Source organism: Xanthomonas albilineans, from assembly GCF_002939705.1.
GTDB classification, from domain to species: domain Bacteria; phylum Pseudomonadota; class Gammaproteobacteria; order Xanthomonadales; family Xanthomonadaceae; genus Xanthomonas_A; species Xanthomonas_A albilineans.
In genome coordinates, this window is sequence record NZ_MDCB01000001.1 from 63,738 (window position 1) to 76,364 (window position 12,627).

At 64.4% G+C, this 12,627-nt stretch carries 15 protein-coding genes; 10 read left to right on the forward strand and 5 right to left on the reverse strand.

Features of this window, described 5'->3' with window-relative positions; translation table 11 throughout:
• Window positions 1-13 precede the first annotated feature (13 nt).
• From hisH to hisIE, 4 genes are read left to right on the forward strand one after another with little or no spacing between them, the layout of a single operon-like run.
• A complete protein-coding gene (gene hisH / locus XalbCFBP2523_RS00265) occupies window positions 14-616 on the forward strand; it encodes an imidazole glycerol phosphate synthase subunit HisH (RefSeq protein WP_045758788.1) in 603 nt (200 codons plus the stop codon).
• Window positions 613-1,347 carry a 1-(5-phosphoribosyl)-5-[(5-phosphoribosylamino)methylideneamino]imidazole-4-carboxamide isomerase gene (gene hisA, locus XalbCFBP2523_RS00270; protein ID WP_045765607.1) on the forward strand — a complete coding sequence of 245 codons (735 nt, stop codon included), beginning with the start codon at window positions 613-615 and terminating at the stop codon, window positions 1,345-1,347. Before hisH ends, hisA begins: the two co-directional genes overlap by 4 nt.
• On the forward strand, window positions 1,341-2,117 hold the full coding sequence (gene hisF, locus XalbCFBP2523_RS00275) for an imidazole glycerol phosphate synthase subunit HisF (RefSeq protein ID WP_045765608.1): 777 nt from the start codon (window positions 1,341-1,343) through the stop codon (window positions 2,115-2,117). Before hisA ends, hisF begins: the two co-directional genes overlap by 7 nt.
• On the forward strand, window positions 2,107-2,733 hold the full coding sequence (gene hisIE / locus XalbCFBP2523_RS00280) for a bifunctional phosphoribosyl-AMP cyclohydrolase/phosphoribosyl-ATP diphosphatase HisIE (protein ID WP_012915773.1): 627 nt from the start codon (window positions 2,107-2,109) through the stop codon (window positions 2,731-2,733). The genes hisF and hisIE overlap by 11 nt, the downstream gene beginning before the upstream one ends.
• A 172-nt stretch (window positions 2,734-2,905) precedes the next feature.
• Here hisIE and XalbCFBP2523_RS00285 read toward each other — a convergent pair whose 3' ends face one another.
• Entirely contained in the window at window positions 2,906-3,898 is a 993-nt protein-coding gene (locus tag XalbCFBP2523_RS00285) for a PhoH family protein (RefSeq protein ID WP_045765609.1), read from the reverse strand.
• A 111-nt stretch (window positions 3,899-4,009) separates the two neighbouring features.
• Entirely contained in the window at window positions 4,010-5,422 is a 1,413-nt protein-coding gene (miaB, locus tag XalbCFBP2523_RS00290; RefSeq protein ID WP_045765610.1) for a tRNA (N6-isopentenyl adenosine(37)-C2)-methylthiotransferase MiaB, read from the reverse strand.
• A 283-nt stretch (window positions 5,423-5,705) separates the two neighbouring features.
• On the opposite strand from miaB, the gene XalbCFBP2523_RS00295 reads away from it, so the two are divergent.
• The 6 genes from XalbCFBP2523_RS00295 (at window position 5,706) to XalbCFBP2523_RS00320 (ending at window position 10,749) form a co-directional block, all read left to right on the forward strand.
• On the forward strand, window positions 5,706-6,653 hold the full coding sequence (locus tag XalbCFBP2523_RS00295) for a lytic transglycosylase domain-containing protein (RefSeq protein ID WP_045765611.1): 948 nt from the start codon (window positions 5,706-5,708) through the stop codon (window positions 6,651-6,653).
• Window positions 6,654-6,800: 147 nt separating this feature from the next.
• Window positions 6,801-7,430 carry a ubiquinol-cytochrome c reductase iron-sulfur subunit gene (gene petA, locus XalbCFBP2523_RS00300; RefSeq protein WP_045764401.1) on the forward strand — a complete coding sequence of 210 codons (630 nt, stop codon included), beginning with the start codon at window positions 6,801-6,803 and terminating at the stop codon, window positions 7,428-7,430.
• Between the two features lie 3 nt (window positions 7,431-7,433).
• The gene (locus XalbCFBP2523_RS00305; protein ID WP_045764402.1) at window positions 7,434-8,696 is read left to right on the forward strand and encodes a cytochrome b; all 1,263 of its coding nucleotides are present in this window, start codon (window positions 7,434-7,436) and stop codon (window positions 8,694-8,696) included.
• Window positions 8,689-9,435, forward strand: a complete 747-nt coding sequence (locus XalbCFBP2523_RS00310) for a cytochrome c1 (protein WP_012915779.1) — start codon at window positions 8,689-8,691, stop codon at window positions 9,433-9,435. Before XalbCFBP2523_RS00305 ends, XalbCFBP2523_RS00310 begins: the two co-directional genes overlap by 8 nt.
• 170 nt (window positions 9,436-9,605) lie before the next feature.
• A complete protein-coding gene (locus XalbCFBP2523_RS00315) occupies window positions 9,606-10,241 on the forward strand; it encodes a glutathione S-transferase N-terminal domain-containing protein (RefSeq protein WP_012915780.1) in 636 nt (211 codons plus the stop codon).
• A 73-nt stretch (window positions 10,242-10,314) separates the two neighbouring features.
• A complete protein-coding gene (locus XalbCFBP2523_RS00320) occupies window positions 10,315-10,749 on the forward strand; it encodes a ClpXP protease specificity-enhancing factor (RefSeq protein WP_012915781.1) in 435 nt (144 codons plus the stop codon).
• A 230-nt stretch (window positions 10,750-10,979) separates the two neighbouring features.
• Here XalbCFBP2523_RS00320 and XalbCFBP2523_RS00325 read toward each other — a convergent pair whose 3' ends face one another.
• The 3 genes from XalbCFBP2523_RS00325 to XalbCFBP2523_RS00335 all read right to left on the reverse strand — a co-directional run bounded on the left by XalbCFBP2523_RS00325 (window position 10,980) and on the right by XalbCFBP2523_RS00335 (window position 12,598).
• A complete protein-coding gene (locus XalbCFBP2523_RS00325) occupies window positions 10,980-11,324 on the reverse strand; it encodes a DUF3301 domain-containing protein (protein WP_012915782.1) in 345 nt (114 codons plus the stop codon).
• 129 nt (window positions 11,325-11,453) lie between these two features.
• The gene (nadC, locus tag XalbCFBP2523_RS00330) at window positions 11,454-12,332 is read right to left on the reverse strand and encodes a carboxylating nicotinate-nucleotide diphosphorylase (RefSeq protein ID WP_045765612.1); all 879 of its coding nucleotides are present in this window, start codon (window positions 12,330-12,332) and stop codon (window positions 11,454-11,456) included.
• A complete protein-coding gene (locus tag XalbCFBP2523_RS00335) occupies window positions 12,329-12,598 on the reverse strand; it encodes a Trm112 family protein (protein ID WP_012915784.1) in 270 nt (89 codons plus the stop codon). Before XalbCFBP2523_RS00335 ends, nadC begins: the two co-directional genes overlap by 4 nt.
• Window positions 12,599-12,627: the final 29 nt, after the last annotated feature.

Genomic DNA, 12,627 nt, shown 5'->3' on the forward strand with positions numbered 1-12,627 from the left:
CGTGGAGGCGGCGATGAGCACGGTGGCCTTGATCGACGCGGGCGGCGCCAACCTCGGTTCGGTGCGTTATGCATTGGAACGCCTGGCAGTGGAGCCGCGACTGGTAAGCGACGCGGCGGGCCTGCAGGGCGCGTCACGGGTGATCCTGCCCGGCGTCGGCGCCGCGCCGCAGGCGATGGCGCGGCTGCGCGCGCAGGGCCTGATCGAACCGCTGCGCATGTTGCAGGTGCCGTTGCTCGGCATCTGTTTGGGGATGCAGTTGCTGTTTGAGCATTCGGAAGAAGGCCAAGTCGATTGCCTGGGCGTACTCGCCGGCGTGGTCCGGCGCATGCCGCTGGCGCCGGGTATCCGGGTGCCGCACATGGGTTGGAACCGCTTGCTATCGATGCGGCCATCGCCGCTGCTGGAGGGCCTGCCGGCTCAGGCCAGCGCCTACTTCGTGCATGGTTATGCGGCGCCGGTCACTGCCGACACGGTGGCCGCCTGCGACCATGGTGGCTTGTTCAGTGCGGTGGTGCAGCACGGGCGCCGTTGTGGCGCGCAGTTCCATCCCGAGCGTTCTGCCGACACTGGCGCACGCATCCTGCGCAACTTTCTCGAGACCGATTTCCCATGAGCTTCCTGGTCTATCCCGCACTGGATATCCGCGATGGCCGCGTGGTGCGGCTGGCGCAGGGCGACTATGCCCGCGAGACCCACTATGGCGATGATCCGCTGCGCCGAGCGAAGGCTTACGCCGACGCTGGCGCGCAGTGGATGCATCTGGTCGATCTGGATGCCGCGCGCGCAGGCGGCTACACCTTGGGGCCGTTATTGGAGCGCATCCGTGCTCAGACCGGGTTGCATGTGCAGACCGGCGGCGGCGTGCGCTCGCGTGCCGATGTGCAGCGCATGCTCGATGCCGGCGCTACCCGCGTGGTCATCGGCTCGTTGGCGGTGCGCGACCGCGAGTCGGTGCTGGCATGGCTGGCCGAGTTCGGGCCGGCGCGTATCACTGTGGCGCTGGACACACGGCAGGATGCGAAGAAGGTGTGGCGGTTGCCGGTGCTCGGCTGGACCGAGACCTCGTCGCTGACCCTGGACGCGCTGGCCAGCGAGTACGCGGCAGCCGGGTTGACCCATCTGCTGTGTACCGACATCGCCCGCGACGGCATGCTGTCCGGACCGAATCTGGCGCTGTATGCGCACTTGCGCCAGATCGCGCCAGACGTGGCCGTGCAGGCTTCCGGCGGCGTCCGCAATGCGGCCGACGTGCGCGCAACGCGCGAGGTCGGTTGTGCCGGCGTGGTGCTGGGTAAATCGTTGCTGGAGGGGCGCTTGCGCCTGGACGAGGCGTTGGCATGCTGAGCCGGCGCATCATTCCGTGCCTGGACGTGCGCGATGGCCGTGTGGTCAAGGGCGTGAAGTTTCGCGATCACGTGGACATGGGCGATATCGCCGAACTCGCATTGCGCTACCGCGACCAGGGCGCCGATGAATTGGTCTTCTACGACATCGGCGCCAGCCCAGAAGGGCGTTCGGTGGATTACGCCTGGGTCGAGCGCGTGGCGCGGCTGTTGGACATTCCGTTCTGCGTTGCCGGTGGCATCCGCGATGTCGCCACGGCGCGGTCAGTGCTGCATGCCGGCGCCGACAAGATTTCGATCAACTCCCCAGCCCTGGAACGCCCCGCGCTGATCGCCGAACTGGCCGACGCCTTTGGTGTGCAGTGCGTGGTGGTCGGCATCGATTCGATCCGCGAGGAGGATGGCCAGTGGCGGGTGCGCCGCTTCACCGGCGATCCCGACAAGACCCAGGCGCTGCGCATGCGCACCCTGGATTGGGTGGTCGAAGCGCAGCAGCTGGGCGCTGGCGAGATCGTGCTCAACTGCATGGACAACGATGGTGTCCGCCGTGGCTACGACATTGCGCAGTTATACGAGGTGCGCGCAGTATGTAAGGTACCGCTGGTGGCTTCCGGCGGCGCTGGCGAGATGCTGCACTTCGCCGAGGTATTCGAGCGCGCCGACGTGGATGCCGCGCTGGCCGCCAGCGTGTTCCACAGCGGCGCTATTCCCATTCCCGAACTCAAGCGCTTCTTGCGCGAACGTCAAATCGAGGTGCGCGATGGCACATGAACATACAGAACACACGGGCGCCGTCGACGATGCGGCGCTGGATTGGAACAAGGGCGATGGCCTACTGCCGGTGGTGGTGCAGGATGCGGCCACCCTGCGCGTGCTGATGCTCGGCTACATGAATCAGGAGGCGTTGGCCACGACCCGCCGCAGCGGTTTGGTCACCTTCTACAGCCGCAGCAAACAGCGTCTGTGGACCAAGGGCGAAGGCTCGGGCCACACGCTGGAGTTGGTCGCGATCGACACCGACTGCGATTACGACACGCTGCTGGTGCTGGCGCATCCGCGCGGGCCGACCTGTCATCTTGGCCGCACCAGTTGCTTCCCGCAGGCGCCTGGGCAGTTCCTTGGTGCGCTGGATCGGCTGGTCGCGCAGCGCGAAGGCGAACGTCCGCCTGGCAGTTACACCACCACCCTGTTCGAGCAAGGGACCCGGCGTATCGCGCAGAAGGTGGGCGAGGAGGGCGTGGAGACCGCGCTCGCCGGCGTGGCCCAGGGCGATGCCGAGTTGCTCGGCGAATCGGCCGATCTGCTGTATCACCTGACCGTGTTGCTACGCGCACGTGGCTTGGCGCTGGCCGATGCGGTCGAGGTGCTGGAGACGCGGCACCGCTGAGGCTGGGCAGCGCGTTTTATCCACTTGCGGCAACAGTTTGAACTTGGTGATCGCTTAACTGCCAACGCCGAGACCGCTGCGCGACTCAGAAACCGTGGCGTCGGGTCGGCACTGCTGAGACTGCTGGCGGCGCCGATCAACCTCGTCGCCAGCGCCTCTGTTCAGGATTGGGTCATGCGGACAGATCGCCGTTGGCGCGATCGCCGACGTCGCGTTTCTCGTAGGCGTTGACGATACGTGCGACCAGCGGATGCCGGACCACGTCGCGTGCCTCGAAAAAGGTGAAGCTGACCCCGTCCACTTCGTGCAGCACCTCGATTGCGTCGCGCAGGCCGGACTTGACGTGCTTGGGCAGGTCGATCTGGGTTAGATCGCCAGTGATTACGGCGGTACTGCCGAAGCCCAGACGGGTCAGAAACATCTTCATCTGCTCGATGGTGGTGTTTTGCGCCTCGTCCAGGATCACATAGGCGTCGTTGAGCGTGCGCCCGCGCATGTAGGCCAGCGGCGCGATCTCGATGACGTTCTTTTCCAGCAACTTCACCACCTTGTCCACGCCGAGCATTTCGTACAACGCGTCGTATAGTGGGCGCAGATACGGATCCACTTTCTGGCTCAGATCGCCGGGCAGGAAGCCGAGTTTCTCGCCGGCCTCCACCGCCGGGCGCACCAGAATCAAGCGTTGCACGCGCGACTCGTTCAGCGCCTCCACCGCGCTGGCGACGGCCAGGAAGGTCTTGCCAGTGCCGGCCGGGCCGATGCCGAAATTGATGTCGTGGGTGGCGATCTGGTGCAGGTACTTGGCCTGGTTGGCGCCACGCCCGCGCACGGTGCCGCGTTTGACCTTGATCGCTACGTCCTGCGGTTGATAGGCGCGCTGGGCGATCTGATCGACGTTGGCCTGGTTCAGACGCAGATGGATCTGCTGGTCGTCGAAGATCACGCTGTCGGCCTCGGCGTAGAGCGCCTGCAGCAGTTGTTGGGCGGAAGCCACGGCCGCTTCCTGACCGGTTACCCGGTACACGTTGCCGCGGTTGGAAATCTCCACGCCCAGGCGCAGCTCGATCTGCCGCAGGTGTGCATCGAAGGGCCCGGCCAGGTTGGCCAGCCGCTCGGTGTCGGCGGGGTCCAGGGTGAAGTCGTGGTGTGCGGATGCTTTGGTCATTGCGATGTAGGTGCGGCAGTGCATGCGCTGCGCGTATTGTTCAGCGCCTGGGAGGCAAGCGTAACCCGCACGGCAATGCAGGACCAGCGCATGTGGCGCTATCGCGCGGGCTCAATCCACGTCTGCGACTACGCGTCCGCGCAGCGAATTGCTCAGCGCCTCGGTGATCGTCACCTCGACAAACTGTCCGATCAGGCGCGGATGTCCGGGGAAGTTCACCGAGCGCATGTTTTCGGTCTTGCCGGTCAGTTCGGCCGGGTTCTTTTTCGACGGGCCTTCGACCAGCACCGTCTGCACGCTGCCGATCATGCTGCGCGAAATTTGTTGCGCATGGGCATTGATGTGCGCCTGCAGCCGTGTCAGCCGTGCATGCTTGACGGCTTCGGGGGTGTCGTCTTCCAGGTCGGCGGCCGGCGTGCCCGGGCGCCGCGAATAGATGAAAGAAAAGCTCTGGTCGAAGCCGACGTCTTCGATCAGTCTCATGGTCTTGTCGAAATCGGCGTCGGTCTCGCCGGGGAAGCCGACGATGAAGTCCGAGCTGATCGCGATGTCCGGACGCACCGCCCGTAACTTGCGGATCTTCTGTTTGAATTCCAGTGCGGTGTAGCCCCGCTTCATCGCGCTGAGGATGCGGTCGCTGCCGGCCTGCACCGGCAAGTGCAGATAGTTGGCTAGTTGCGGCACGTCGCGGTAGGCGTCCACCAGCGAGTCGCTGAACTCCAGTGGGTGCGAGGTCGTGAAGCGGATGCGACCGATGCCCTCGATCTGGGCGATGCTGCGGATCAGTAGACCCAGATCGGCGTGCTGCGGGTCCTCGCCGACGTCGGCGTCGGCATACGGGCCGCGATAGGCGTTGACGTTCTGGCCGAGCAGGTTGATCTCGCGCACGCCCTGCGCGGCCAGTTGCGCCACTTCCACCAGCACGTCTTCGAATGGTCGGCTGATCTCTTCACCGCGGGTGTAGGGCACCACGCAGAAGGAGCAATATTTGGAACAGCCCTCCATGATCGACACGAATGCCGATGGCCCCTCGGCGCGCGGCTCGGGCAGCCGGTCGAACTTCTCAACCTCGGGAAAGCTGATGTCCACCTGCGATTGCCCGGAAGCGCGTCGGGCGCGGATCAACTCCGGCAGCCGGTGCAGGGTCTGCGGGCCGAACACCAGGTCCACGTAGGGCGCGCGTTTGACGATCGCTTCGCCCTCCTGCGACGCCACGCATCCCCCCACGCCGATGATCACCTGTTTGCCGCCGGCCTTGAGCGCCTTCCAGCGGCCGAGCTGGCTGAACACCTTTTCCTGCGCCTTCTCGCGGATCGAGCAGGTGTTGACCAGAACCACGTCGGCTTCTTCGGGGTTGTCGGTTAGCTCGAGCCCCTCGGCGGCGGCGAGCACGTCGGCCATCTTGGCCGAGTCGTATTCGTTCATTTGGCAGCCGTGGGTCTTGATGTACAGCTTGCCACGCGCTGGCGACGGGGTGGCGGGGGTGCTGGCGGAGGGCAGGGGGTGCAGGACAGTCCCGGGCATGGCGCTGAATCCAGGCGGGTGGAAAGGTAGCCGATGAGTTTACCCGTGCAGGCGTCTCTGCGCAGGTGCCCGGTTGGCTGCCCCGTATGCCCCCCGTGTGCATGCACTGACCGCAGCCTGTCGTGATGGTCAAACGCTCTATCATCTGGGCACGGAAGGGAGTGGGAGCGGGTTGGGAGGCGTCAAGCCCATCTTGCTCCCGGGATAGGACGACGGCTGCGGCCTCGGGTGGCTCAATCAGCACGGACTTGGCAACCGGTGGGGAAGTTGGGACACTGCCGCCATGAAGGGGATGCTGTGGCTTCTGGGGCTGGTAATCGCCACGCTGTCGGCTACGCCGGCCAGCGCGGGTACCGTATACAAATGCATCGGTACCGACGGTGTCACCAGCTACGGTAACAAGCGCGTGTCCGGCGGCAATTGCAGCGTGATCGATCACTATATGCCCGAACACCGCGCTGCGCAGGCCGCAGCGGTCCCGGCCAAGGCCGTCGCCGAGCGCGCCCCTGCCCATCGTGTCGTCGCCTTGGCGGCTCCGTCGGTTGGCGTCCAGGCTTCCCAGGCTAGCGCTTCGGTCGCCGCCCCGGCGCCAGGTGTGCCCAGGATGGTCCCGACACGTGGGGTTCCTGTGGCCGCTGCCTTACCGCAGCGGTTGGTTAGCGGCCAGCTCTACTCTTACATGCAAGATGGCGTGCGCCATTACACCAGTGCCCGGCCAACCCAAGTCGCCAGTCTGGGGACGGTACGCACGATCCACTACAGCTTCATGGAGACCTGCTACGCCTGCGCCAACTCCGGAGTGAACTTCGGCGCTGTGCGCCTGAACACGACCGCCTACCAGGGCGAGATTGCCGCTGCCGCGCGCGAGTACGGGGTTGAGGAAGCGGTGGTGCGTGCAATCATCCATGCCGAGTCGGCCTACAACCCCATGGCGCTCAGTCGCGCCGGCGCGCAGGGCCTGATGCAGTTGATGCCGATGACGGCGCGCCGTTTCGGCGTCGGCGATGCGTTCGATGCGGCGCAAAACATCCGTGGGGGCGTGCAATATCTGGCCTGGTTGTTGAAACGTTTCAACGGTAACCTCAGCTTGGCTGCGGCTGGCTATAACGCTGGCGAAGGCGCGGTAGACAAACACGGCGGTGTGCCGCCGTATAGTGAGACGCAGCTCTATGTACAGCGGGTTGGCGTACTCGCCGAACGCTACCGTGGCGCGGGTTCGGCCGCGCATTGACCCCGTGGGTGCCCATGGCGCGCGGATGTGCCGGCTGCATTGTCGGCGGATTAAGGGTTCCGCTACACTGCGGTGAATTCGATGCAACTCGATCCCCACCGAGTTGCTGGCAGCCTCACGCTACCCAATCACAGATCGGAGTGCCGGATGGCCAACGATGGGGTCAACGATTCGGTTAATACAGGGCGTCGCCGCTTTCTCACTGCCACCACGGCCGTCGTGGGCGCGGTTGGCGCGGGATGCGTCGCGGTTCCTTTCATCAAATCCTGGGAGCCTAGCGCCAAGGCCAAGTTGGCCGGGGCGCCGATCACGGCCGACATCAGCGCGTTGCAGGAGGGCCAGCGTCTGATTCTGGAATGGCGCGGCCAGCCGATCTGGATCGTCAAGCGCTCCAAGGCGATGCTCGACGCGCTGCCGTCCCTGGATGGTCGGCTCAAGGATCCCAAGTGCGAGAACAAGGACCAGCAGCCGGATTACGTGCTGAAAAACCCCGACTACCGCTCGATCAAGCCGAATATCTCGGTGCTGGTCGGTCTGTGTACCCACCTGGGTTGCTCGCCGGAGATGGTCGCCGAGATTCGCCCCGAGCCTTACGATCCAGACTGGAAGGGCGGCTATTTCTGCCCCTGCCACAAGTCGCGTTTCGACATGTCCGGGCGTGTGTTCCAGGGCGTGCCGGCGCCGATCAATCTACTGGTGCCGCCGCACCATTACCAGGACGACAACACGCTAGTCATCGGCGTGGACCCGAGTGCGTCCGCGAAAGGAGGGGCCTAAGTCATGACCGACAATCTCCTCACCCGCACCGCGGGCAGCGTGTTCGATTGGGTCAACGAGCGCGCTCCTGGGCTGATGCCGTTCTACCGCAAGCACATCGCCGAGTACTACGCGCCGAAAAATTTCAACCTCTGGTATTACTTCGGTTCGTTGGCACTGGTGGTGCTGGTGAATCAGATCGTGACCGGCATTTTCCTGACGATGCACTACAAGACCAGCGCGGCCGAGGCGTTCAACTCGGTCGAGTACATCATGCGCGACGTGGATTGGGGCTGGCTGATCCGCTACATGCACTCCACCGGTGCTTCGCTGTTCTTCATCGTGGTCTATCTGCACATGTTCCGTGGGCTGATGTACGGCAGCTACAAGAAGCCGCGCGAACTGGTCTGGATCCTGGGCATGCTGATCTACCTGGTGTTGATGGCCGAAGCCTTCATGGGCTACGTGCTGCCTTGGGGGCAGATGTCGTTCTGGGGCGCGAAGGTCATCATCTCGCTGTTCGGCGCGATCCCGGTGATCGGCAATGGTCTGACCGAGTGGATCATGGGCGACTATCTGCCCTCCGACGCCACCCTCAACCGTTTCTTCGCCCTGCACGTGATCGCGCTGCCGTTGGTGCTGTTGCTGATGGTGGTGCTGCACCTGGGGGCGCTGCACGAAGTCGGATCCAACAACCCCGATGGGGTGGAGATCAAGAAAGGCCCCAAGGGCAACCGTTGGGACCCGAACAAGCCGGCCGACGGTATCCCGTTCCATCCGTATTACACGGTCAAGGACATGGTCGGAGTCGGCTTCCTGCTCATGCTCGGCGCCTTCATCATCTTCTTCGCTCCCGGTTTCGGCGGTCTGTTCCTGGAGCACGACAATTTCACCGAGGCCAACCGCTTGGTCACGCCGGAGCACATCAAGCCGGTCTGGTACTACACCCCGTACTACGCGATGTTGCGGGTGGTGCCGAACAAGCTCGGCGGCGTGCTGGTGATGTTCTCGGCGATCGCGATCCTGTTCCTGGTGCCGTGGCTGGACCGCGCCAAGGTTAAGTCGATTCGCTACCGTGGCTGGATCTCGCGGGTGATGCTGGCGGTGCTGGCGGTGTGTTTCGTGTGGTTGGGGGTGATCGGCTCCGGTCCAGGCACCGAGATCATCGAGACTTACATCGGCCGCGTATTGACGCTGCTGTACTTCCTTTTCTTCCTGACCATGCCGATCTGGACCACGCTGGACCGCACCAAGCCGGTGCCGGAGCGGGTGAGCAGCCATGACTAAGCGCCTGATCGCTCTCTTGGCCTGCGTCGCTTGCATGTGCTTGCTGTCGGTTCCTGCGTTGGCGGGCGAGGGCGGTGCCACATTGCAGGCGGGTAACGATCTTGGCGACCGCGCTTCGCTGCAGCGTGGCGCCAGGGGGTTCATGAATTATTGTTCCGGCTGCCACTCGTTGAAGTACCTGCGTTACTCGCGCATGGCCGAGGACCTGGGCCTGAGCGAGGATGAGGTGATGCACAATCTCAACTTCACCGGCGCCAAGGTCGGCGAACACATTGAGGCCGCGATGCCACACGAGGCGGCGGCCAAGTGGTTCGGCAAGGCACCTCCGGATCTGAGCCTGATCGCCCGGGTGCGCGGCACCGATTGGGTCTATACCTACCTCAAATCGTTCTATCTGGACCAGTCGCGCCCGCTGGGCTGGAACAACAGGCTGTTTGCCAACGCTTCCATGCCAAATCCGCTGTGGGAACTGCAAGGCTTGCAGCAGCCGGTCTACGGCAAGGCGCCGCAGCCGGGTGTAGACAAACCGGTGGAGCGCTTGCAACTGGCCTCCCCGGGCAAGCAGACCCCTGCCGAGTTCGACCAGACCGTGCGTGACATCAGCAATTTCCTCGAATACGCTGGCGAGCCTGCGGCGCTGAAACGGCAGCGTCTGGGCGTGTGGGTGGTGCTGTTTCTGGCCTTGCTCACCTTCCTGGCCCATCTGCTGAAGAAGGAATACTGGAAGGACGTGCATTGAGCGCTTTTGATGTTGTCTACGCGCCTGCTGCACCATTGCTGAGTGATTCCCCTGTTCAGCCTATTGGCTTTTGTGTGCGAGGGTTGCACACTCAGCGGCCGTGGCGACCGTTCGCAAGGTGCGGACGGCGTCGATGCGGCCGGCGGATTCCGGTCGTCGGAGAGCCTTGAATGGCGGTGAGTTTGCGCATGCGAAATACCTTGACCTTGTTTTCCTCCACAGATGACGTCTTGTGCCACCGCGTTCGCCTGGTGCTCGCGGCCAAAGGCGTCACCTATGATTTCGTGGCGGTGGATCCGCAAAATCCGCCGGAAGACCTGATCGATCTCAATCCATACCACTCCGTGCCGACGCTGGTCGAGCGCGAATTGGTGCTGTACGCCGCCTCGGTGGTCAGCGAGTACCTCGACGAGCGCTATCCGCATCCGCCGTTGATGCCGGTCGATCCGCTCTCGCGTGCGCGTTTGCGCCTGGCGATGTTGCGCATCGAACACGATTGGGTGCCGCAAGTGCAGGCGATCCAGCTCGGCAACAAAGCCCAGGCCGAAGCCGGCCGCAAGCGCCTGAAGGAATTGCTCACCGCCTCGGTACCACTGTTCAAGGCCAGCAAATTCTTCCTCAACCCGGAGATGAGTCTGGCCGATTGCGCGATGGCGCCGATCATCTGGCGCCTGCAGGCGCTGGATATCCCGTTGCCGAAGGATGGCAAGGCGATCGAAGACTACGGCAACCGCATCTTCCGTAATCCCGGTTTCATCCGCAGCCTGACGGACCAGGAAAAGAAACTGCGCGACCTGCCAACGTGATGCCCATCTGCGTGGTGGGCCCGCTGTGTTTCGAGTTGCGTCGGCGTTACGCGCTGGCGCGTGGAATTGCCGTATGAGCGACGAGACTTACCGCATGACCAGCCATCGCCCCTACCTGTTGCGGGCGCTGGTGGAATGGATCAACGACAACGGTATGACCCCGCACGTGCTGGTGGATGCCAGCTTGCCCGGTGTGCAGGTGCCGCCGAGCGCGGTCAAGGATGGCCGGGTGGTGCTGAACATCGCCGAGCGCGCGGTGGTGCGTTTGCAGATCGACAACGATGGAGTCAGCTTCACCGCTCGATTTGGCGGTGTCAGCTATCCGGTCCAGGTGCCGATGGCTGCGGTGCTGGCAGTCTATGCGCGCGAAACCGGGCAGGGGATGGCGCTGCCGGACGATATTCATGGTCCGGGCGAGCAGCCGCCCGACGGCGATGCGCCCCCGCCGCCGCGTCCTGGCAGTTCCGACGAGGCCGGTAAGCGCCCGCGTCTGCGCGTAGTGAAGTAGGGCTGTTTTCGGGGCGAGCCATTGCCGCTCGCCATGTGCTGTTTCTCTCGGGCGGGCTGTGCAGTCAGTCCGCGCAGGTGTGGCGATGATGCTTTCGCCAGGAGCGTACGGCGCTTGCGCATGCCGGCCGAATTCTCGGCTTCGTGCGTATCCATGCGTTGGATACCGTCGCTGTGACGCGGAGGGGCTGCGTCACGTATGGCACGCATGACCGGTTGCGTTGGATCGTCTTATTGGTGGGGCGCTCGCGCCTCATGCAGCGCGGTCACGGTGGCGACAGATGGCCCGGCGAAAGTAATCAGTCGATCCCCGAGCAGCACCAGACGGCCGCTGTGCCGGTCCACGCCGTCGCAGGAATAGTCGAAGCGGAAGCTGCGCTCGAAGCCGAGCCAACCGTTGGGCAGCCGCCGTAGGCGTAGGCCCGTGCCGTGTACGCTCTGGTCGAGCCATTGCACGTCGGCGGCTTTGCAGGCGTTGCGTCCGAGGACTTCGGCGCGTTCGGCGGCGGCACGCGAGGCGTTCCAGAACGCGAACACGGCCGCACCGACGATCATCAGCAGAATCAGACTAGGCATGCGGCCACTGTAACCAGGCGTCGGGCAAGAGGGCAATCCTGATCGCCTGAATCGTGATGCGACGTTGTGGCTTGGTTGATGGGCGTCTGTTGTGCAGACCACCATCTTGCATGCGCACGAGCGATCGCGTTACTGCGGGGGCGAACCCAGCTTGAGCGAAAGATCCACCGCTTGCACGTGCTTGGTCAGCGCGCCGATGGAGATGCAGTCCACGCCGTCTTCGGCAATCGCGCGTATCGTGTCGAGGTCCACGCCGCCGGAGACTTCCAGTGGAATGCCGCGCTGATGAAATTCGTTGCTGGCAATCGCCACTGCGGCGCGGCGTTGTTCCGGGGTGAAGTCGTCGAGCAAAATGCGCTCGCAACCGGCGCTGAGGGCTTCGCGTAGCTCGTCCAGGGTTTCCACCTCGATTACCAGGGGCAGTTGTGGCCACTGTGCGCGTGCTGTAGCCACTGCCGCGCTCAACGAGCCTGCGGCATGAATGTGGTTTTCTTTCAGCATCACGGTGTCGTACAAGCCGATGCGGTGGTTGTTGCCGCCGCCGCAACGGACCGCGTATTTCTGCGCCAGGCGCAGGCCGGGCAGGGTCTTGCGGGTGTCCAGGATGCGTGCGCCGGTGCCGGCGACCGCGGCCACGTAGGCGGCGGTGACGGTCGCGGTGGCGGAGAGGGTCTGCAGAAAATTCAGCGAGGCGCGCTCGGCGCTGACCAGGGCGCGGTTGCGCCCGTGCAACAGGGCTAGCACTGTGCCTGCTGCCACCCGTTCGCCCTCGGCCACGCGCCACTGGATCCTGACTTGCGGATCGAGCGTGCGGTGACAGGCGTCGAACCAGGGCCGGCCAGCGATCACCGCCTCCTGTTTGCACAGCAGGTAGGCATTGTCGGCGCGGTCGGGTAGCAATGCGGCGGTGACGTCGCCGCTGCCCAGGTCCTCGGCCAGTGCGCGCGCCACATCGGCGTCGATCAGGTGCTGTGCTGGCGGCTGGAGTCGCGCCGTGTCGGGGCTCATTTGGCCGGGAAGTCGGCGAGCTGGGAAGTGGCGATCGCCTCTTCGGACAGCAGTACCGGGATGCCGTCTTCGACGCGAAACACCTGCTTGCGGTCGCGCGTGATCAGCGCTTCGCGCAGGGCTTGGGTCTGTGCGCCGCCATCGGCGCGCTTGACCCCGCCGGCGGCGATGGCTCGGTTCAGTGCTTCCAGGCCGCGCGCCTCCAGCAGTGCCAGCGGTTGGCGGGTGTCGGGCGAGCACAGCAGGTCGAGGAGTTTGCGGTCCATCCGGTCTTCGTCTTGCGTGGAAGACGGCT

What these genes read in the sequence shown, in the direction of transcription:
- XalbCFBP2523_RS00285 (WP_045765609.1), bottom strand. Translation starts at nt 3,898, where the DNA reads ATGACCAAAGCATCCGCACACCACGACTTCACCCTGGACCCCGCCGAC.
- XalbCFBP2523_RS00305 (WP_045764402.1), top strand. Translation starts at nt 7,434, where the DNA reads ATGACCGACAATCTCCTCACCCGCACCGCGGGCAGCGTGTTCGATTGG.
- XalbCFBP2523_RS00310 (WP_012915779.1), top strand. Translation starts at nt 8,689, where the DNA reads ATGACTAAGCGCCTGATCGCTCTCTTGGCCTGCGTCGCTTGCATGTGC.
- hisA (WP_045765607.1), top strand. Translation starts at nt 613, where the DNA reads ATGAGCTTCCTGGTCTATCCCGCACTGGATATCCGCGATGGCCGCGTG.
- hisH (WP_045758788.1), top strand. Translation starts at nt 14, where the DNA reads ATGAGCACGGTGGCCTTGATCGACGCGGGCGGCGCCAACCTCGGTTCG.
- hisF (WP_045765608.1), top strand. Translation starts at nt 1,341, where the DNA reads ATGCTGAGCCGGCGCATCATTCCGTGCCTGGACGTGCGCGATGGCCGT.
- XalbCFBP2523_RS00315 (WP_012915780.1), top strand. Translation starts at nt 9,606, where the DNA reads ATGGCGGTGAGTTTGCGCATGCGAAATACCTTGACCTTGTTTTCCTCC.
- nadC (WP_045765612.1), bottom strand. Translation starts at nt 12,332, where the DNA reads ATGAGCCCCGACACGGCGCGACTCCAGCCGCCAGCACAGCACCTGATC.
- petA (WP_045764401.1), top strand. Translation starts at nt 6,801, where the DNA reads ATGGCCAACGATGGGGTCAACGATTCGGTTAATACAGGGCGTCGCCGC.
- XalbCFBP2523_RS00320 (WP_012915781.1), top strand. Translation starts at nt 10,315, where the DNA reads ATGAGCGACGAGACTTACCGCATGACCAGCCATCGCCCCTACCTGTTG.
- hisIE (WP_012915773.1), top strand. Translation starts at nt 2,107, where the DNA reads ATGGCACATGAACATACAGAACACACGGGCGCCGTCGACGATGCGGCG.
- XalbCFBP2523_RS00325 (WP_012915782.1), bottom strand. Translation starts at nt 11,324, where the DNA reads ATGCCTAGTCTGATTCTGCTGATGATCGTCGGTGCGGCCGTGTTCGCG.
- XalbCFBP2523_RS00295 (WP_045765611.1), top strand. Translation starts at nt 5,706, where the DNA reads ATGAAGGGGATGCTGTGGCTTCTGGGGCTGGTAATCGCCACGCTGTCG.
- XalbCFBP2523_RS00335 (WP_012915784.1), bottom strand. Translation starts at nt 12,598, where the DNA reads ATGGACCGCAAACTCCTCGACCTGCTGTGCTCGCCCGACACCCGCCAA.
- miaB (WP_045765610.1), bottom strand. Translation starts at nt 5,422, where the DNA reads ATGCCCGGGACTGTCCTGCACCCCCTGCCCTCCGCCAGCACCCCCGCC.